This window comes from Exiguobacterium sp. FD-YE-25-4 (assembly GCF_057004685.1).
This window is the reverse complement of the sequence record NZ_CM168041.1, coordinates 1,714,146-1,731,217: the sequence shown is the minus strand read 5'-3', so window position 1 is coordinate 1,731,217 and position 17,072 is coordinate 1,714,146. Positions and strand designations below refer to the sequence as shown.

Annotated in this window: 22 protein-coding genes; 18 read left to right on the top strand and 4 right to left on the bottom strand. The window is 53.8% G+C overall.

Going from position 1 to position 17,072, the window contains the following annotated elements; translation table 11 throughout:
• Positions 1–10: 10 nt before the first annotated feature.
• The 7 genes from AC13H5_RS08985 (at position 11) to AC13H5_RS08955 (ending at position 4,546) form a co-directional block, all read left to right on the top strand.
• Positions 11–439 carry a BrxA/BrxB family bacilliredoxin gene (locus tag AC13H5_RS08985; RefSeq protein ID WP_021067682.1) on the top strand — a complete coding sequence of 143 codons (429 nt, stop codon included), beginning with the start codon at positions 11–13 and terminating at the stop codon, positions 437–439.
• A gap of 55 nt (positions 440–494) precedes the next feature.
• On the top strand, positions 495–836 hold the full coding sequence (locus AC13H5_RS08980; RefSeq protein WP_021067681.1) for a DUF952 domain-containing protein: 342 nt from the start codon (positions 495–497) through the stop codon (positions 834–836).
• A 184-nt stretch (positions 837–1,020) separates the two neighbouring features.
• Positions 1,021–1,809, top strand: a complete 789-nt coding sequence (locus tag AC13H5_RS08975; protein WP_034777944.1) for a transporter substrate-binding domain-containing protein — start codon at positions 1,021–1,023, stop codon at positions 1,807–1,809.
• 57 nt (positions 1,810–1,866) lie between these two features.
• Positions 1,867–2,526 carry an amino acid ABC transporter permease gene (locus AC13H5_RS08970; RefSeq protein WP_034777942.1) on the top strand — a complete coding sequence of 220 codons (660 nt, stop codon included), beginning with the start codon at positions 1,867–1,869 and terminating at the stop codon, positions 2,524–2,526.
• The gene (locus AC13H5_RS08965; protein WP_214797244.1) at positions 2,523–3,245 is read left to right on the top strand and encodes an amino acid ABC transporter ATP-binding protein; all 723 of its coding nucleotides are present in this window, start codon (positions 2,523–2,525) and stop codon (positions 3,243–3,245) included. Before AC13H5_RS08970 ends, AC13H5_RS08965 begins: the two co-directional genes overlap by 4 nt.
• 39 nt (positions 3,246–3,284) lie before the next feature.
• Positions 3,285–3,959: a metal-dependent hydrolase gene (locus AC13H5_RS08960; RefSeq protein WP_215189997.1), complete on the top strand. Its 675-nt coding sequence runs from the start codon at positions 3,285–3,287 to the stop codon at positions 3,957–3,959.
• Positions 3,959–4,546: an HD domain-containing protein gene (locus AC13H5_RS08955; protein ID WP_215191389.1), complete on the top strand. Its 588-nt coding sequence runs from the start codon at positions 3,959–3,961 to the stop codon at positions 4,544–4,546. Before AC13H5_RS08960 ends, AC13H5_RS08955 begins: the two co-directional genes overlap by 1 nt.
• A gap of 32 nt (positions 4,547–4,578) precedes the next feature.
• Here AC13H5_RS08955 and fadH read toward each other — a convergent pair whose 3' ends face one another.
• Positions 4,579–5,343, bottom strand: coding sequence for a 2,4-dienoyl-CoA reductase (fadH, locus tag AC13H5_RS08950; protein WP_034777934.1), 765 nt, complete (start codon positions 5,341–5,343; stop codon positions 4,579–4,581).
• Positions 5,344–5,436: 93 nt separating this feature from the next.
• Positions 5,437–6,516 (bottom strand): N-acetylglucosaminidase, encoded by a 1,080-nt coding sequence (locus AC13H5_RS08945; RefSeq protein ID WP_353049032.1) that lies wholly within the window; start codon positions 6,514–6,516, stop codon positions 5,437–5,439.
• Between the two features lie 67 nt (positions 6,517–6,583).
• Between AC13H5_RS08945 and AC13H5_RS08940 the strand changes: the two genes are divergently transcribed.
• The gene (locus AC13H5_RS08940) at positions 6,584–7,573 is read left to right on the top strand and encodes an aromatic acid exporter family protein (RefSeq protein WP_034777929.1); all 990 of its coding nucleotides are present in this window, start codon (positions 6,584–6,586) and stop codon (positions 7,571–7,573) included.
• Positions 7,574–7,752: 179 nt separating this feature from the next.
• Complete coding sequence (locus AC13H5_RS08935) at positions 7,753–8,883, top strand: M20/M25/M40 family metallo-hydrolase (RefSeq protein ID WP_483545632.1); 1,131 nt, start codon at positions 7,753–7,755, stop codon at positions 8,881–8,883.
• Between the two features lie 44 nt (positions 8,884–8,927).
• Here the strand turns inward: AC13H5_RS08935 and AC13H5_RS08930 are convergent, their stop codons facing one another.
• Positions 8,928–9,101 (bottom strand): hypothetical protein, encoded by a 174-nt coding sequence (locus tag AC13H5_RS08930; protein WP_167491781.1) that lies wholly within the window; start codon positions 9,099–9,101, stop codon positions 8,928–8,930.
• A gap of 75 nt (positions 9,102–9,176) precedes the next feature.
• Here AC13H5_RS08930 and rnz point away from each other — a divergent pair, with 75 nt between their 5' ends.
• Genes rnz through AC13H5_RS08895 form a run of 7 tightly spaced genes read left to right on the top strand, consistent with a single transcriptional unit; the run spans position 9,177 to position 13,832 of the window.
• Positions 9,177–10,082 carry a ribonuclease Z gene (gene rnz, locus AC13H5_RS08925; RefSeq protein WP_215189999.1) on the top strand — a complete coding sequence of 302 codons (906 nt, stop codon included), beginning with the start codon at positions 9,177–9,179 and terminating at the stop codon, positions 10,080–10,082.
• Position 10,083: 1 nt separating this feature from the next.
• Complete coding sequence (locus AC13H5_RS08920; RefSeq protein ID WP_138859295.1) at positions 10,084–10,974, top strand: hypothetical protein; 891 nt, start codon at positions 10,084–10,086, stop codon at positions 10,972–10,974.
• Positions 10,971–11,381 carry a DUF4430 domain-containing protein gene (locus AC13H5_RS08915; protein ID WP_138859296.1) on the top strand — a complete coding sequence of 137 codons (411 nt, stop codon included), beginning with the start codon at positions 10,971–10,973 and terminating at the stop codon, positions 11,379–11,381. Before AC13H5_RS08920 ends, AC13H5_RS08915 begins: the two co-directional genes overlap by 4 nt.
• Entirely contained in the window at positions 11,359–12,027 is a 669-nt protein-coding gene (locus AC13H5_RS08910) for a hypothetical protein (protein ID WP_215190000.1), read from the top strand. The genes AC13H5_RS08915 and AC13H5_RS08910 overlap by 23 nt, the downstream gene beginning before the upstream one ends.
• Positions 11,996–12,958 carry an ATP-binding cassette domain-containing protein gene (locus AC13H5_RS08905; protein WP_215190001.1) on the top strand — a complete coding sequence of 321 codons (963 nt, stop codon included), beginning with the start codon at positions 11,996–11,998 and terminating at the stop codon, positions 12,956–12,958. Before AC13H5_RS08910 ends, AC13H5_RS08905 begins: the two co-directional genes overlap by 32 nt.
• Positions 12,931–13,476 carry a hypothetical protein gene (locus AC13H5_RS08900; RefSeq protein WP_214797236.1) on the top strand — a complete coding sequence of 182 codons (546 nt, stop codon included), beginning with the start codon at positions 12,931–12,933 and terminating at the stop codon, positions 13,474–13,476. Before AC13H5_RS08905 ends, AC13H5_RS08900 begins: the two co-directional genes overlap by 28 nt.
• A 35-nt stretch (positions 13,477–13,511) precedes the next feature.
• Positions 13,512–13,832 carry a hypothetical protein gene (locus AC13H5_RS08895; RefSeq protein WP_034777912.1) on the top strand — a complete coding sequence of 107 codons (321 nt, stop codon included), beginning with the start codon at positions 13,512–13,514 and terminating at the stop codon, positions 13,830–13,832.
• Positions 13,833–13,900: 68 nt separating this feature from the next.
• Here the strand turns inward: AC13H5_RS08895 and AC13H5_RS08890 are convergent, their stop codons facing one another.
• Positions 13,901–14,695 carry an SDR family NAD(P)-dependent oxidoreductase gene (locus tag AC13H5_RS08890; protein ID WP_483545631.1) on the bottom strand — a complete coding sequence of 265 codons (795 nt, stop codon included), beginning with the start codon at positions 14,693–14,695 and terminating at the stop codon, positions 13,901–13,903.
• Positions 14,696–14,845: 150 nt separating this feature from the next.
• On the opposite strand from AC13H5_RS08890, the gene AC13H5_RS08885 reads away from it, so the two are divergent.
• The gene (locus AC13H5_RS08885; RefSeq protein WP_483545630.1) at positions 14,846–15,748 is read left to right on the top strand and encodes a peptidase U32 family protein; all 903 of its coding nucleotides are present in this window, start codon (positions 14,846–14,848) and stop codon (positions 15,746–15,748) included.
• Positions 15,749–15,758: 10 nt separating this feature from the next.
• The gene (locus AC13H5_RS08880; RefSeq protein ID WP_034777908.1) at positions 15,759–17,012 is read left to right on the top strand and encodes a peptidase U32 family protein; all 1,254 of its coding nucleotides are present in this window, start codon (positions 15,759–15,761) and stop codon (positions 17,010–17,012) included.
• Positions 17,013–17,072: the final 60 nt, after the last annotated feature.

Sequence of the window (17,072 nt, the reverse complement as noted above, 5' to 3'; positions counted from 1 at the left end):
GGGAAACAATATGGATTTTCAATTATACTTTCAAGATGTAGTCGAACAAGCTCGCAATGAGGTACGTTCTGCAGGGTACACAGAACTCACGACACCGGAAGAAGTCGACGCGGCGTTAACAAAAGAAGGCAAAACGCTCGTGCTCGTCAACTCGGTATGTGGCTGTGCTGGTGGCATCGCTCGTCCGGCAGCAGCGTACGTGAACAAGATGGAAGGCGTCAAACCGGACCAGTTCGTGACTGTGTTCGCGGGTCAAGACCGTGAAGCGACGGACCGGGCCCGTGAATACTTCGAAGGTTACGCCCCGTCGTCACCATCGATCGCGCTGTTAGAAGACGGCAATATCGTCACGATGGTCGAACGGAGCACAATCGAGTCATCGACGGCCGAAGAGCTCGTCGAGCAGTTACAGACGTTGTTCGATATTTACTACGCCTAAGAAGTGAGCGCAGAGGCCTTGCCTTTGCGCTTTTCCTTAAGAAGGGATCGATGAGATGGAACCAGTCGTCAAAATCATGAGCGAGGCCGAATATACGATTGCTTTGTCGCGCGGCGAGATCAATGAACCAACCCTCCAGACGGAAGGTTATATTCGTTGTTGCACCCCGCAACAGATCGGCAAATTCGTGCGTCGACATTATCATGGGGAGCGAGTCGTGCTCGTCTCGTTCCATGTCGGACGTCTCGGCAGCCTGCTCCACTACGAGTTTGACGAGGACGGGGAACGCTATCCCCACGTGTATAGCGCCATCCCGATCGCGTCGGTCAAACGGGTGCAGCCCTACGGCTCTCGCGACAACGGTACGGTCACTTATTTTGCTTACGAGCGAATGTGACCGTATTTTTTTATATTTTATGCATGAATATACTTTACAAGTAATAATTATGTGTATATAGTGGTTGAAGAACAAGTCGGACATATGATGAGTCGAAGAACAGTTGAGCACTATTCACATATATGTCATAATTTTGTTAAAGTTCTGATAATTTTATCCTATATAGAAGAAAGGGACGATGAACATGAAAAAAGGTTTTCTAGCATTATGTATCGCAAGTCTTGCCGCTTTCACGGTAGCTTGTGGGGCAGACGTGAACGAAGGAGGTTCGACGTCGACCGATGAGGAGGATAAAGTCATCGTCATGGGGACGAGTGCGGACTACTTCCCATATGAGTTCGTCGATACGGCGAACGGCGACGAGATCGTCGGTTTCGATATCGACATCGCCAAGCAAGTGGCCGAGAACATGGGCTATGAATTGAAAATTGAAGACATGGATTTCGGTAGCCTGCTCGGGGCGCTGAACGCCGGCCGTGTCGATTTCGTCATGGCAGGTATGACACCGACAGAAGAACGAAAAGAGAACGCTGATTTCTCAGACATCTACTTCACTGCGAAGAACTTGATCTTGTCAAAAGGGGATGCCATCCAGTCGCTTGAAGATTTAGACGGGAAACAAGTCGGGGTCCAACTTGGTTCGATTCAAGAAGGAATCGCTAAAGAACAAATCCCGGGCGCTGAAATTGTCGCCTTGAACAAGATCCCGGAGATCATCCAGGAAATCAAGACCGGTCGCATCGATGCAATGGTCATCGAGGACACGGTCGCGAAGAAATACCTCGACCAAGACAGCGAACTTTCAACGTTTGAAATCGTCGATGAAGAAGAGGCCGGTTCTGCCGCCGCCTTCCGTAAGGACGATGAGCTTCGCGATCAATTCAATGAAGAATTGAACAAGATGATCGATTCAGGAGACATCGAGAAGTTGGCACAAAAATGGTTCGAACAAGAAGCAGCACCAGCTGAATAAAGATTGAAGAAGGCTGACTGAAAATATCAGTCAGCCTTTTTTTAGGAGGAACTCACAATGGATTTTAGTCGGATTTATGATTCTATCCCGTATATTCTCGAAGGGATCCCGGTCATGTTTCAAGTCGTGCTCGTCTCGGCCTTGCTCGGGATCACGCTCGGGGTCGTCGTCGCCACATTCAAGATCGTCCCAAACCGTCTCGTCAACTTCATCGGGCACGCCTACACGGCCGTGTTCCGCGGGACACCGCTCATCTTGCAACTCGCGATCATCCACTTCGGGTTACCGCAATTGACCGGTTATATCACGACGCCGTATCAGTCGGCCGTCATCGCCTTCTCACTCAACTCGGCGGCGTATATCTCGGAAATCATTCGGGCCGGGATTCAAGCGGTCGATAAAGGCCAGTGGGAAGCGTCGGATGCCCTCGGCGTCCCGTACGTCAAACAACTGCGGTCAATCATCTTGCCGCAGGCGTTCAAAAACATCTTGCCGGCCCTCGTCAATGAGATGATCACGCTCACGAAAGAATCGGCGCTCGTCTCGACGGTCGGTGTGCTCGACATCATGCGTCGGGCGCAAATCGTCGGTGGGCAAAAGGCGATCTACTTTGAACCGCTCCTGTTTGCCGGTGTGATATACTTTACAATAGTGATGGTGTTGACGTATCTTGGTCAACGTCTAGAAAAACGGCTTAGAAAGAGTGATGGCAGATGATACAAGTAAAGGATTTATACAAACAATTTGGTGACCTCGAGGTCCTCAAAGGCATTACGACATCGATTGAGAAAGGGGAAGTCGTCGCCGTCATCGGTCCGTCCGGTTCCGGGAAATCGACGTTCCTCCGTTGCTTGAACATGCTTGAAGTGCCGACGTCCGGCACGGTCAGCGTCGCCGGCTATGAGCTCACGAAAAAAGGGGCGAACGTCTCGAAGGCTCGTCAAAACATCGGCATGGTGTTCCAACAGTTCAACTTGTTCCCGCATATGAGCGTGCTCGACAATTTGACGTACGCGCCGATCAACGTCTTGAAAGTGAGCAAGGCCGAAGCGATCGAACGGGCGAAAAAGCTCCTCGAACGGGTCGGATTGTCGGAGAAGATTGACGCTTACCCGAGTCAACTGTCAGGTGGACAGAAGCAACGGGTCGCGATCGCCCGGGCGCTCGCCATGGAGCCGAACGTCATGTTGTTCGATGAGCCGACGTCAGCGCTCGACCCAGAGATGGTCAACGAAGTGCTCGATGTCATGAAAGGGCTCGCCGAGTCTGGGATGACGATGGTCGTCGTCACGCACGAGATGGGCTTTGCCCGTGAAGTGGCGGACCGTGTCCTCTTCCTCGACGAAGGCATCTTGATGGAGGAAGGCAAACCGGCCGACCTGCTCCTCAACCCGCAGACCGACCGCGCAAAACGCTTCTTAGAAAAAGTATTATAAGTGAAAGATTCCATCTGATAACAGAAAGGGAGGATTTCTATGAAGATCACCTACTATGGCCATGCGACCGTACAACTCGATATCGACGGGACATCCGTCTTGATCGACCCGTTCCTGACGAGCAACCCGCATACGGACGTCGACCCGGCGAGCGTCAAAGCAGACTATATCCTGCTCACCCACGCTCATTTCGACCATATCGAAGACGTGGAACTGATCGCGAAACAGACGGGCGCGACAATCGTCGCGACGCACGAACTGGCGACATATTATGAGAAAAAAGGCTATTCGGTCCACGGGATGAACATCGGGGGCGGCCATTCGTTTTCGTTCGGTCGCGTCACGATGACGCAGGCTTTCCATAGCTCGAGTCTTGATATGGGGGACGCCCCGATCTACATGGGTATGCCGGGCGGGTTCATCATCGAGACAGAGGCGCTCACGGTGTATCACGCCGGGGACACGGCCCTGTTCTCGGACATGAAACTGTACGGGGAGCGGTTCGATATCGACGTCGCGTTCCTCCCGATCGGTGACAACTTCACGATGGGACCGGTCGACGCACTCGATGCGGCGCACTGGCTCCAAGCGAAACGGGTCGTACCGATTCACTTCGACACGTTCCCACCCATCAAACAAGACGCACAGGCTTTCTGCGATCAACTGCACCAACGCGGGCTCTTGATCGAGCCGAACACGACGATCGAGATTTGATGACGCAACCAGCAGTACTCGAGACCGAACAGTACGTGGCGGCGCTGCATTCCGGGGACTGTACCGGTCATGACATGGCCCACCTCGAGCGGGTGCGCCGCTTAGCCATGCATCTCGCCGAAGGGGGAGACGTCGATCGGCTTGTCTTGACGCTTGCGGCGCTCTTGCACGACGTCGAGGATGAGAAGCTCGGTCGCGAGGCGGGGCTCGTCGCGCGTCACTTGGACACGTTAGCGCTCGATCCGAATCGACGGGCGCACGTCCTGACGATCATCGGCGAGACATCGTTCTCGAAACATAGAAGTCCATCGACGTTGGAAAGTGCCATCCTGCAAGATGCGGATCGACTCGACGCGATTGGGGCGATCGGCATCGCCCGCACGTTCCAATTCGCGGGGTCACGCGGAACGGCTTTATATGACCCGAACGATGCGACAAGTGCGGTCGCCCACTTCGATGATAAGTTGCTCCGGCTCGCGGATGGGATGCATACGGAACGGGCACGACAGATTGCCCGGGAACGCCACGCATTCATGGTCTCATTTTTGGACAGGTTCGAAGCGGAATGGACGGGACAAGACATATGAAACGGCCGAGGAATCTCCTCGGCCGTTTTCGGTTAGAACGGATGTTTATTGAGCCAATGGCCGCCGTCGAGCGAGATACATTCTCCGTTCAAATAGCGCATCTCGTCCGACGCCATCCAATAGGCGAGGTCGGCAATCTCTTCGGGTGTGCCGAACCGTCCGAGCGGCACGTTACGACGGATGCGCTCGACTTCTTTGACGTGGACGGCGAGTTTGTCGGCACCACCGGTCCGCTCGATTGGGCCCGGGCTGATCGCGTTCACGCGTGCCCCGAACTGATACCCCCATTCGACGGCGAGCGTCCGCGTCAAATTGAGCACCCCGGCCTTGGCGGCGGCGCTCGGGGCGACACCGGCGCCCGCTTGCCAGGCGTAGGAGGCAACCATGTTGATGATGGAGCCGTCCCGCAGTTGCTCCCGTTCCCAATGTTTGCCGAGGACGTGGGTACAATTGAACGTCCCGTTCAAGACGATGTCGATGACGCTCGTCCAGCCGTTCGGCGTCAAGTCGAGCGTCGGACAGACGAAGTTGCCGGCTGCGTTATTGACGAGCGCATGCACCGGTCCGAACCGTTCGCTGATTTGATCGAGTGCTTGTGAACACGCCTCGTAGTCACGCACATCGTGTTGCACGGCCATCGCTGCTCCGGCCCCGATGGCCTCCAGTTCGCCCATCGCTTCTTGTAGCCGCTCTTCGTTGCGGCCGCTGATGGCGACGTTCCAACCCTCGGTTTTGAATTTTAGCGCCATCGCCTTGCCCATCCCCGATGAGCCACCTGTGATCCAAATCGTTTTCATACAAATCCCCCTTTGGAATGAATGGTCGTTCATTTAGGTATTCGCTCAGCGAAGGGGGGATTCCTGCAAAAAAAATGACGGCCGCCGTGGCCGTCATTTTAGCTGTTTGAAATAGGTCAATCCGAGTTCACGATCGATGCGATACATCGTCCCGGCGACTTTCTCGCCCCAATATGGGTCCGAGGCGTAAAAGACGTTGACGCCTTCTTGTTTATTGCCCGGAAACGGACCGCGGTCGTAATCTCCGGTCACGTACTTCTCGGCGAATAAACGAGCCGCCGCATCGATGCTCGCCTCGACGGATGGATAAGAGGCCGCATTTCCGCTCGGATCGTTGTCGGTCGCTTGGAAGCCGAACAAGTTATTTTTTTCACGGGCGATGGCAGACGTACCGAAACCGGACTCGTGTCCGGCTACAGCCATGAGGAACAAGGCGTTGATGCCGAATTCGGCCTCGGCGTCCTTAAAGGCGTCGCCTTTCCCAGCGAGCGGGCTATCGTCGAGTGATTCGAGGAATGCGTCGAGCTCGCGAGCCGAATACGGTGCCTTCGACGCGATTGAAGCGAATTGGTAGGGCGAATCGAACACGTCGCGTACGTCCTCCGTGTAATAGCGGTCGGACGACTGTTGCGGCGCCGGTCCGACGAGAAACGTCCCGGCCAAATTGCCGTTAGCCTCGACGGTATGGAACACTTGTCCGTCCCGCATCTGATAGAAGCCGCGCCGCTCGACGACGGCGTCCGGGTAAAGCGTCATGTCGGCCGGCTTCACGTAGACATCGGCCCCAGAGATATTTACCAACAAATGCTTGTCGCCCGTTTGCATGAGACGGAGACGTGTTCCACCGGCGACATAGGACTGCCGTTTCTTAAACTCGGCGTCCTGATATAGGTTTGTGATTCGGTCGGTCGGGGTGACCGCGATTCCAGTACCTGTGAAATCGATGACGTCTCCCGACGCATCGAGTAGGGCGCGATTGCCCCCGCGTTCCATGTAGGCGCGCGCCTCATCGAGCGACTCGAACGCCCGGGTCGAGACGTCCCCGTTGTCATAGGTCTGAACGGTATACGACCCGCTCGGACGATCTTGGAGCCAAAGGAAACCGGATATGGCGAGAGCGAGCGTGAGAATCGTCGGGATCACGCCGCGTTTCTTTCTTTTCAATACGATCACTTCCAAACATATGGATTGCCAAACGGAAGAAACTAGTGAACAATTTTGTGAGAGAGGAGGAGATATTATGAAAATCGGATCACGTACGCTCAAGACGGCGGCAGCCGCCGGGATTGCCATGCTCATCTCGGAGACGATCCATCTCGACTATTACGTCTTCGCGGCCATCATCGCCATCCTCAGTATTCAGGAGACGCGGAAAAAGTCGTTTCGGGCCTCCTATGAACGGGTCATGGCCAGCTTGATTGCCATCGGCATGGGTGCGTTGATGTTCACCTTGCTCGGCTATTCGCCGGCGACGCTCACACTTTATTTTGTCATGTTCATCCCGCTCGTACAACAGCTCAAACTGCAAGATGGCATGATCACAAGTGTCGTCATCCTGACCCATCTGTATACGGAAGGACAGTTCTCACTCGACTTGTTCGTGAACGAGTTGTTGTTGATCGCCATCGGGGTCGGGGTCGGGCTCGTCGTCAACATGTATATGCCGACGCTCGATAAAGAGATCGAACGCATCAAGGACAATATCGACCGGGCGCTCGCCGTACATTTTTATGATGTGGCCGCATGTGTCGAGACCGGCGTCTATAACGACCATTCGATGATGCTGTTGAAGACACGCGATTATTTGAAGCAAGGAAAAGATCTTGCGCTCCGCCGGATGGGGAATTCGATCGGGAAGCGGAACGAGGACATGGATTACTTGTACTTCCGAATGCGGGAGCGGCAATATGACATCTTGAAACGCATCGCCGAGAACTCACGGGAAATCACACTCGTCGTCAATGAAGCCAAACCGGTCGCGACGTTCCTTCGACTCGTCGGCGACAACGTCAACCAACAAGCCGACGCCTCGACGTTCTTGCGGGAGCTCGAGGAGACGATTGAGCATTATCGAAAAAACGTACCCCTCCCCACGTCACGTGAGGAATTTGAGGTACGTTCATCGTTGCTCAATATTTTGTCTGATGTGAAGAGCTACTTGATTTTGAAAGAGCGCTATATCCTATTGTTACAGGAACATGGCCATCCCCGACAAAAACGTGCTCAATAAAAAGATGGATACGATGACGACGACACCGATTTGAATGATGCGTTGCCGCTTTTTCTGTTTCTTACTCATGACGTTCCTCCAAATGTGTTTGTCCTCATTGTACAGAATGGAAAAGGTTCGTGCAAACGGCACGAGTTTGTTATAATAACCTAGAAATGTTTGGATGGAGGGATGTTTTCATGGTAAACGAGAAACGGGTGCTTGACACATTTTTACAGTTGGTCGGCATCGATTCGGAGACGAAAGAAGAGGCAGTCATCTGTGAGCATTTAAAGGCGGTCTTCACTGAGCTCGGATGTGACGTCTACGAGGACGACGCATCGACGAAAACGGCTCATTCAGGTAACAACCTCATCATCACGCTACCTGCGACGAAACAAGGCGTCGACCCGATTTATTTCACGGCGCATATGGATACGGTCACACCAGGTAAAGCGATCAAGACGAGTATTCAAGATGGCTACGTCGTGACGGATGGGACGACCATCCTCGGCGCTGATGATAAAACTGGTTTGACGGCGATGATTGAGCTGGTCCGTATTTTGACGGAACAAGCGATTCCGCACGGTCAAATCCAATTCGTCATCACGGTCGGCGAAGAGTCAGGTCTCGTCGGGGCGAAAGTACTCGACTTGTCGAAAATTGATGCGAAGTTCGGTTTCGCGCTCGACTCGGACGGCCCGGTCGGCGATATCATCGTCGCTGCCCCGACACAAGCGAAAGTGAACGCTAGAATTTACGGTAAGACGGCGCATGCCGGTGTCGCGCCTGAGAAAGGGGTCTCGGCCATTCAAATCGCGGCGAAAGCGATCGCGAAGATGAAGCTTGGACGAATCGATGACGAGACGACAGCGAATATCGGACGGTTCGAAGGCGGACGTGCCACGAACATCGTCTGCGATTACGTCGAGGTGCTCGCCGAAGCGCGCTCGCTCATCCACGAGAAGATGGAAGCCCAAGCCGAGTCGATGAAACAAGCTTATGTCGAGGCGGCAGCGGCACATGGTGGCCGAGCCGAAGTCGACATCGACATCATGTACCCGGGCTTCAAGTTCGAAGAAGGCGACGAAGTCGTCGAAGTCGCGAAAGCGGCGGCAGCGGCCATCGGACGCCCGACACGAATCTTACATTCAGGTGGAGGGTCAGATGCGAACGTCATCGCTGGGGGTGGGATTCCGACCGTTAACCTCGCTGTCGGTTATGAAGAGATTCATACGACGAACGAGCGCATGCCGCTCGTCGAGCTATACAAGTTGGTTGAATATGTCGTTCAAATTGTCGAGCACGTCGCGACACCGAAAACGAAGTGAAAAAGAGCCGACGCGATGTCGGCTCTTCCTATGTGTTCGAGAGATTATGCGGCGAATTCCAATGATTCCAAGACGAGTTCGTCTGAACAGTGAAGTTCCATCGCTATGTCGTGAATGTGGATTGAGGTGCCTAGTTCTTGTTGGTGTTTGCGATTCATTGAAGTCGCCCGTTCCCGAATCAGTTCATAGATCGAGTCGGAATGTTCAACTTTATTCATCACGGATCACATCCTTTATCAACGATTGCCTACAGTATAGCATGGAATGCACTAGAAGAAAGGACAAAATTATTTATGAAGTTACAATTTTTAGGAACTGGCTCCGGCATGCCCTCGAAACAACGGAACGTTTCCGGTCTGGCGCTCACGCTTTCGAAACAGACGTGGCTCATCGATTGCGGTGAAGCGACCCAGCACCAAATGCTTCATACGAAAGTCAAACCGCGTAAAGTCTCGGCCGTCTGGGTGACCCACCTGCACGGTGACCACGTGTTCGGCCTGCCCGGTTTCTTGTCGACGCGTTCAGCGCTCGATGGGTCGAGTCCGCTTACGCTTTACGGACCGAAAGGCATCAAGAAATGGCTCGAGTTGACGATGAAAGTGACTGGATCATTTCTCGGTTATGACTTGACGATTGTCGAGTATGAGGACGGGGATACGTTCGAACAGGACGGCCATCTCGTCACGGTCAAACGATTGGATCATCGTTTTCCATCGTACGGATTTCGAATTGAGGCACCCGAAAAGCCCGGTGCGCTCCTCGTTGATAAAGTGAAGGCGCTCGGGATTCCGAGCGGGCCAATTTATCGGACGATCAAGCAAGAGGAGACGTTCGAGTTTGAAGGAGAAACCTATCTCTCTAAAGAATACGTCACTGACGCGGTCCGTGGACCGATCGTGGCGATTCTGGGGGATACGATTCCTTGTCCGAACGCGGTCGTCCTCGCCGAAGGCGTCGATGTGCTCGTCCACGAGGCGACGTTCATGGACGAAGAGGCAAAGCTCGCCCGTCAATATGGTCACTCGACGACGGTCGAGGCGGCGACGCTCGCGAAGACGGTTCAAGCCGGACGCTTGATTGTCACCCATATCTCGGCCCGCTATCAAGGTCGAGATGATGAATTTTTAGACGAAGTCCGAGCCGTCTTCAAAGACAGTTTTGTCGCCAGCGACTTCTTCGAGTTTACAGTGGGGGATTAACGTGACAGTACAACTATACGTATGGCTTGGATTTTTTGTCATCAGTACGTTGCTAGGTTTACGCTTGAATCAACTGAAAGAACCCGAACCGAACTTTTTCTTTAAATTTTTATTTTTCTCTTTGCTCGGAATCGTGTCGTTCCCGATTGGCGGGTTCCATATCCCCATCGGTTTTCTCATGTCATTCTTGTTTTTTCCGAAACGAAATAGCCGCTATAAATGGTACGGTGCGCTCGTCGGCTTCTTTTTCTTCATCGTCTTGTTGTTCGTCCCGTTGTTTGATCAATCTGAGTTCCGGGCAGAGTCGCAACAAATCGGGGCGGTGTCGATTCAAGACGAGACATTTGACCGGATGACGGACAATATCTTACGTCGCATCAATAGTGACTCGATTAAACTCGACCGAAGCAAGATGGTGTTCACCGAGGACGGGGAACTCCGCTCGCTCGAATATTTGCTCATGGTCGAGCGCTCGAACTCGTTTCAACAGATTCGAATCAACTATGACGAGTCCGGTGAGTTGTCGTATCGCCAAGTCGACGAACTGAACATGGATTCGGGAAGTGCATTTTTCGAGAAGCTCGTCGACTTTGAACATATGCTCGATGCCGTACGCGACACGCCTTGGTCTGAATTTGCGGACCGAGTCGACGCGCCGCTTCTCCAGTTCTCGTTTGACGGCCTGTACGACATGTACACGTTCGAGAACGAGTCGATGCTCATGATCAATCGTGATCGCCGGCTCGTCAAGTTCTGGTTGCAACGAGAACCTGTGCTCGCCAACAGCATCCAATTGTCTGGGCTCAGTCAAGAGGGCCGGACGACTGGTGAAAAATATACGATTCTATACAATTATTCTATCCATCAACGAGAGGATTTGACCGACCAATGAAAAAACTGCTCCTGATGAGTTTACTCGTCCCACTTTTGACCGCATGCGGCGGGGAAGAAACGACGAACGGAGATGCGGCCTGTGACGTCGAACCGACGATTTCCGTTTATGATGCTGCGACCGAGGAGACGTTGTTCCATGAGAAGAGCGTCTGTTTAGAGGACGGGGCGACAGTGCTCGATGCCCTTGAAGCGACTGAACTCGACATCGAATCGGTCGGTAGCGGAGAGATGACATACGTGACGGCGATCGACGGCATTCAAGAGAAGTCGGCCGGTCAATCGTCGGGCTGGGTCTACGCCTTTAATGGAAGCCCAGGCGACGAAGGCGCTGGGGCCAAAGAAGTCGAATCGACCGATATTATTCAATGGCGTTTCGAAGAAGATGCGATTTCTTTCTTCGAATGAGGCAGATTGGGAGCGCAGACATCCGGTCACGCTCCTTTTCTTCTTAGTGGCCCATTTGTTCATCCTGACTTATTTAAATGACTCGGTCTGGCTCCTTCTTGGACTTGTCGGCCTGTTGCTCCTCGAACGACGGTTTCCGCTGGCGATGCTCGGTGTTTTGGCCGCGTTCATGCTGATCTCGTTTGCACCGATTGTTTTTGGGTGGAACGTCTCTCTCATGGGCATCACGAATCAATTGATTCCATTAGCTACATTTTTGTTCGGTATGATCTGGATGAACCGGTTCATGCGACTCGAACGATTGCTTCCGTTCTTGAACAGATGGCCGCGTTCGACCCGGTTGCTCTATGGGGGATGGGCCCTCGTCCCGTCGATGGAGCGGGCGGTGCGATTATCCATTGCGAGCCATCCGAGGCGCGAGTGGCAAGAGGCGATCGTCGTCGGTATCGACAGTCAACGCCTTGAACCGGTGTATGTGACGAATCAAATGCGACGTTTCGAACGGCATGACACCGTTCAATGCCTCGTCTTGCTCGGTTTCGTGGCGATCGCCTCGATGGGAGTGCCGGTCGTGTGGTTACTGTATCCATATTTGACGAAAGGAGGGTTGCGCGATGCGTTGGTTATCCTTGGCAGACGGACATGATGAATTCGATGAGTGGGTGAGGGAAGAACGAGCGCGAGTCATCCGCCTTGATACCCCGCTTGCCGGGAAGGTTTCATCGCTCATTTCTGGGAGTGACGCCCTGCGAGGAGCCGAACTGGCTGCCATTCTTCAAATCGATCATCTATTTCATAAGCGATTCGATGAGTGCTCAAGCGGAGAACGTCAACTCGTCCGCATCGCTCACGCCCTCGCCGATTCAGCCGAGGCGCTCGTCTTGATTGAACCGTTTCGACATTTGGATCGGTTTCGGGTCGAGCATTTAACGATGTTGCTCAGCAGACTGACCGGGCTTGGCGTTCGGATTGCTTACACGGATAGGGCGCGCGAACATAGTCCGTCCGGCGCGTTTCACGTCAATCCGACCATGAATCAGCCTCAACTTGTCGTTACGGACGTGTCCTATCGCCACCCGTTACAGGCGTCCTATGCGGTCGAGCATGTGTCTTACGAAATGAAGGGCCCGGGTCTGACCGTCTGTATCGGTACGAATGGCAGCGGGAAGTCGACGTTGCTCGAATTGATTGCCAAAAGCGTGCGCCCGTTGTATGGGAAGGTCAAATGGACCAAGCGGCCGGTTTATTTACCGGCCGAGCAAGAGTATGGTCCGTTCCCGCATGCGACGAATCGTCGCCTCGCTCAACTGCAAGCCATATTCGATTCTGAGGCATCTCTGTTCTTGTTGGACGAGCCAAGCGTGGGCTTGACCGAGCAAGAGCGCTCTCAGTTTGAACGGGCGTTAATCGAGAAGGCCGGGACGGCGCACATCATGTGTGCCACCCATGACGAGCAACTGATTCAGGCGGCAGACCGCATCATTTGCCTGTCGAACGGGATGCTCGTCTTTGATGGGGATCGCAGCGACTATATGAAACGGAGTGCGCTATGGTCACATATGTCCTCATCCTCTTGATTGCAGCGGGGGTCATGTCGAGGTTCGAACGGAGTGACGCCCCGATTGCCGTCTTGACGCAAATTCTCGCTCTCGCGGTCATCGGACGTTGGCTGTTCGTGGCCATCCCGAATGTCCAACCTTCGACAGCGCTGCTCATGCTGACGACCCTTTATTTTGGATTCACGAGTGGGGCCATGTTGGCATTGTTCGTTCCGATTTTATCAGGCCTGTTGCTCGGGATCGGCCCGTTCGTTCTGTTTCAATTTTTAGGGTGGCTCCTTGTCGTCGCCGTGGTCTCGTTCTTGAAGCCATTGCTCCGTCGCTCCCGGTTGTTCCTTGCCGCCGTCGGTCTCGGGGCCGGCTTTTTATTCGGATGGACGGCCAACCTGTCCTTCGCCGAGGTGATCGGGGTCGACTTCGTCAAATTGCTCGTGCTCAGTTTGCCGTTCGATATGGCCCATGGCATCGGGAATACCGTCTTTCTCGTCTTATTGCACGATCTGTTCGTTCGCATATTTGTACGAGAAGACGGGTAACAAGTAGATATCACACCGAGTGAGGTGACGCGTGCATGAGCGGATACGTCAATCTAGTTGAAATCGGTTGGTTTCTTTTCATTGGACTGTTGTTTATGGGACTCAATTTATTGTTGATGTCTCGTCGTCTCATTCGAACGCGCTATGGGATGCTCAGTATTCTCGGCGCGAGTGTATGGCCTGCACTAATGATCGTCCTGTCTGTACAAGGGGGACGCGTCCTTGACGGACTGGCCGAGCGAGCGGTCACGCTCGAGAGCGTGTTGGCCTGGGCAGTCGTCGTGGCGACGGCTCTGATGGTGTGTATTCCGGGTGTTTCACTGATTCGGCGCATGGTGCAGTTGGCTCGACATTGAACAATCACTATACGTAAAAGGAGGAGGTCCCACAACGGGAACCTCCTCCTTTTTATTGATTATGATTGTCAGGTCATCGGCACATCTTCCGTTCCGGCATCTGACGGTTTTTGGAACCGGCGCAAGATTTCGAGGCTGACCGCCCTAGGCATGAGTTTGGCCGCGGCCACGAGCAACTGGTTCGAGACGCCGGGAACGACCACGCGTTTGTTGTTCATGACGCCTTTATAGCCGAAGAAGGCGACGAGGTGGGACGGCATTTTCGACACCATCATTTCGCTGCCGGCACGATTGAAGAAACCGGTATCGGTCGGTCCCGGGCACAGGACGCTCACGTTCACACCTGTCCCTTTCACTTCGGCATGGAGCGCCTCGGTGAGTGATAACACGTACGCTTTCGTCGCATAATAGACCGCCATGTAAGGGCCGGGTTGGAAGGCGGCGACCGAGGCGACATTTAAGACATAACCATGATTTCGCTCGACCATGCCAGGTAAGTAGGCTTTCGTCAGTTCAGTCAAGGCGTTGACGTTCAAGCGGACCTCTTCGGCCTCGGTCTCGGCGTCGAGGTCGATGAACTCGCCGGCCGTCCCGAAACCGGCATTGTTGATTAAAAAGTCGACCGTCAGTCCGGCGTCTTCAATCGCGTTTGTCAGCCGTTTTGCGGCCTGATGTTCAGACAAGTCGAGGGCGAATACGTGCACGTGGACACGGTACCGCTTCTCAAGTACTTTTTTCAATTCGTGCAAACGGGGCTCGTTGCGAGACACGAGGATACAGTCAAACCCGTCCCGGGCCGCTAAAACGGCAAGATCGAGGCCAATTCCGGTCGAGGCTCCAGTAATTAAGGCGGTTTTTGTCAAAATCGTCCACTCCTTCGATGTAAAAAGTCATACATTGTTACTGATTTCTTCACGAGTTGTTAAATTCCTGCACGGCCACCACATCAAAACGTGTGCTAGAGTATAGCAAGAATATGTGATTAGACTCACAAAGTGAGGAGAAGAAAGCAAATGATGATTCAGCTAGTGACTACGGCACAAAGCGTCGAGCAAGCAGAGGCGCTAATCATGGCGGGCTCCGACCGCATCTATATCGGAGATTCAAAATACGGGTTACGCCACAAAGGTGACTGGTCACTTCCGGCTGTGCGAGAAGTCACAGCAGTCGCCCACCGATACGGCAAAGAAGTGACGGTCGCCGTCAATAACTTGATGCATAACGAGCAAATCGAGACGCTCCCTGAATATTTGCAGGAACTCAAAGCGATCGGGATCGACAGTGTGACGGCAGGCGACCCTGGCGCCATCCGCCTGATCCGTAATGCCAATATCCCCTATTGGTATGATGCTCAAACGCTCGTCACGTCGGCGAGACACATTCAGTTTTGGGGGAAGCGTGACGCCATCGGGGCGATCGCAGCCCGTGAAGTGACGTTGACCGAACTCGGGATGATCCAACAACAGATCGGTTTGCCGGTCGAAGTGCAAGTGTATGGCCCGACGTGCATCCATCATTCGAAACGTCCGCTCTTGACGAACTACTTCAACGAGATCGGCCGGTCGAACACATTGGCAGAAGCACGAGAGTATTATGTGAGCGAACCGTCGGATGCGTACAGTCGCTATCCCGTCTATCAAGACGACAACGGTACGCACGTCTTCTCTGAAGATTTGACACTCATGGGACAATTGCCCACGCTCTTGAAGGGCGGGTTGCACACGTGGAAACTCGAAGGCTGGCATGCGGGCGATGCGTTCGTCGACATCGTCCGTCTGTTCGATAAAGCCCGGTCGGATCTATTGAACGGGCGGTTCGACCGTCATGGCATGGAACGGCGTCTCGCCGAACTCCAACCTGAACAATTCCGGCTCGGGACCGGACTGTTGTTACGAAATCCAGAAGAGATCAAGTGAGGGAACCGAGATGAAAAAACGTCCAGAACTATTAGCACCAGCTGGGAACTTAGAAAAATTGAAGATGGCGATTTTGTACGGGGCCGATGCGGTCTTTATCGGGGGGCAACAGTTCGGGCTCCGTTCCCGGGCGGGTAACTTCGGCTACGAAGAGATGGCCGAAGGAGTCGCGTTCGCCCATGCGCGTGGCGCAAAAGTGTATGTCGCGGCCAACATGGTGACGCATGAAGGGGATATCGACGGTGCTGGCGAGTTCTTTTGCAAGCTTCGCGATATCGGCATCGATGCCGTCATCGTGTCCGACCCGGCCATGATCGAGGTATGCCTCACGGATGCACCGGGACTTCCGGTCCATTTGTCGACGCAAGCGTCAGCAACAAACTATGAGACACTCCGTTTCTGGCAAGAGGAAGGGTTGGAGCGAATCGTCCTCGCCCGCGAAGTTTCGATGGAGGAAATCAAAGAAATGAAACGGCAAGTCGATGTCGAAATCGAGACGTTCGTCCATGGGGCGATGTGCATCTCGTACTCGGGCCGTTGCACGTTATCGAATCATATGGCGCTCCGCGATGCGAACCGGGGTGGCTGTGCCCAATCTTGTCGTTGGAAATATGGTTTCTTCGAGGCGGACGAGCTGTTGACCGACGAGATGGCGGCACGCGACGAGGAACCGTTCTCGATGAGCTCGGTCGATTTGGCGATGGTACGCCACATCCCGGACTTGGTCGATGCTGGCGTCGACAGCTTGAAAATTGAGGGACGGATGAAATCGATTCACTATGTGGCGACCGTCTGTAACGTCTACCGTCAAGTCATCGACGCCTACTGCGCCGATCCTGAAGGGTTCGAGTTCGACCCGGCGTGGGAAGAAGAAATTTGGAAAGCGGCACAACGAGAACTCGCGACCGGATTCTATTACGGCGTCCCGACCGAGAACGAGCAACTGTTCGGCAAGCCGCGCGCCATCCCGCAATATGCATTCGCGGCACGCGTCATCTCCTATGATCCGACGACACAGATGGCAACACTCGAGCAGCGGAACCATTTCCGACGCGGGGAAGAAGTCGAGTTCTTCGGCCCCGGCTTCGTCCGTTTCTCCCAGCGAATCGATGAGCTGTACGATGAGTCGGGAGAAAGACTTGAGACGGCGAACCAGGCGATGATGACGGTGCGCGTCAAAGTCGAGCAGCCGGTCGTGACCGATTTCATTATGCGCAAACGAAAAGCCGGCGTCGTGAGCCCTCCAGTGCCGAGCCCGGTCTGACACATCCGGTAAGACAACATAGTCGACCGTTCCATCCAATCTTGCTACCCTATTAACATA

Coding starts and splice junctions, on each gene's coding strand:
- AC13H5_RS08985 (WP_021067682.1), top strand. CDS start 11: ATGGATTTTCAATTATACTTTCAAGATGTAGTCGAACAAGCTCGCAAT.
- AC13H5_RS08980 (WP_021067681.1), top strand. CDS start 495: ATGGAACCAGTCGTCAAAATCATGAGCGAGGCCGAATATACGATTGCT.
- AC13H5_RS08975 (WP_034777944.1), top strand. CDS start 1,021: ATGAAAAAAGGTTTTCTAGCATTATGTATCGCAAGTCTTGCCGCTTTC.
- AC13H5_RS08970 (WP_034777942.1), top strand. CDS start 1,867: ATGGATTTTAGTCGGATTTATGATTCTATCCCGTATATTCTCGAAGGG.
- AC13H5_RS08965 (WP_214797244.1), top strand. CDS start 2,523: ATGATACAAGTAAAGGATTTATACAAACAATTTGGTGACCTCGAGGTC.
- AC13H5_RS08960 (WP_215189997.1), top strand. CDS start 3,285: ATGAAGATCACCTACTATGGCCATGCGACCGTACAACTCGATATCGAC.
- AC13H5_RS08955 (WP_215191389.1), top strand. CDS start 3,959: ATGACGCAACCAGCAGTACTCGAGACCGAACAGTACGTGGCGGCGCTG.
- fadH (WP_034777934.1), bottom strand. CDS start 5,343: ATGAAAACGATTTGGATCACAGGTGGCTCATCGGGGATGGGCAAGGCG.
- AC13H5_RS08940 (WP_034777929.1), top strand. CDS start 6,584: ATGAAAATCGGATCACGTACGCTCAAGACGGCGGCAGCCGCCGGGATT.
- AC13H5_RS08935 (WP_483545632.1), top strand. CDS start 7,753: ATGGTAAACGAGAAACGGGTGCTTGACACATTTTTACAGTTGGTCGGC.
- AC13H5_RS08930 (WP_167491781.1), bottom strand. CDS start 9,101: ATGAATAAAGTTGAACATTCCGACTCGATCTATGAACTGATTCGGGAA.
- rnz (WP_215189999.1), top strand. CDS start 9,177: ATGAAGTTACAATTTTTAGGAACTGGCTCCGGCATGCCCTCGAAACAA.
- AC13H5_RS08915 (WP_138859296.1), top strand. CDS start 10,971: ATGAAAAAACTGCTCCTGATGAGTTTACTCGTCCCACTTTTGACCGCA.
- AC13H5_RS08910 (WP_215190000.1), top strand. CDS start 11,359: ATGCGATTTCTTTCTTCGAATGAGGCAGATTGGGAGCGCAGACATCCG.
- AC13H5_RS08905 (WP_215190001.1), top strand. CDS start 11,996: ATGCGTTGGTTATCCTTGGCAGACGGACATGATGAATTCGATGAGTGG.
- AC13H5_RS08900 (WP_214797236.1), top strand. CDS start 12,931: ATGGTCACATATGTCCTCATCCTCTTGATTGCAGCGGGGGTCATGTCG.
- AC13H5_RS08895 (WP_034777912.1), top strand. CDS start 13,512: ATGAGCGGATACGTCAATCTAGTTGAAATCGGTTGGTTTCTTTTCATT.
- AC13H5_RS08885 (WP_483545630.1), top strand. CDS start 14,846: ATGATGATTCAGCTAGTGACTACGGCACAAAGCGTCGAGCAAGCAGAG.
- AC13H5_RS08880 (WP_034777908.1), top strand. CDS start 15,759: ATGAAAAAACGTCCAGAACTATTAGCACCAGCTGGGAACTTAGAAAAA.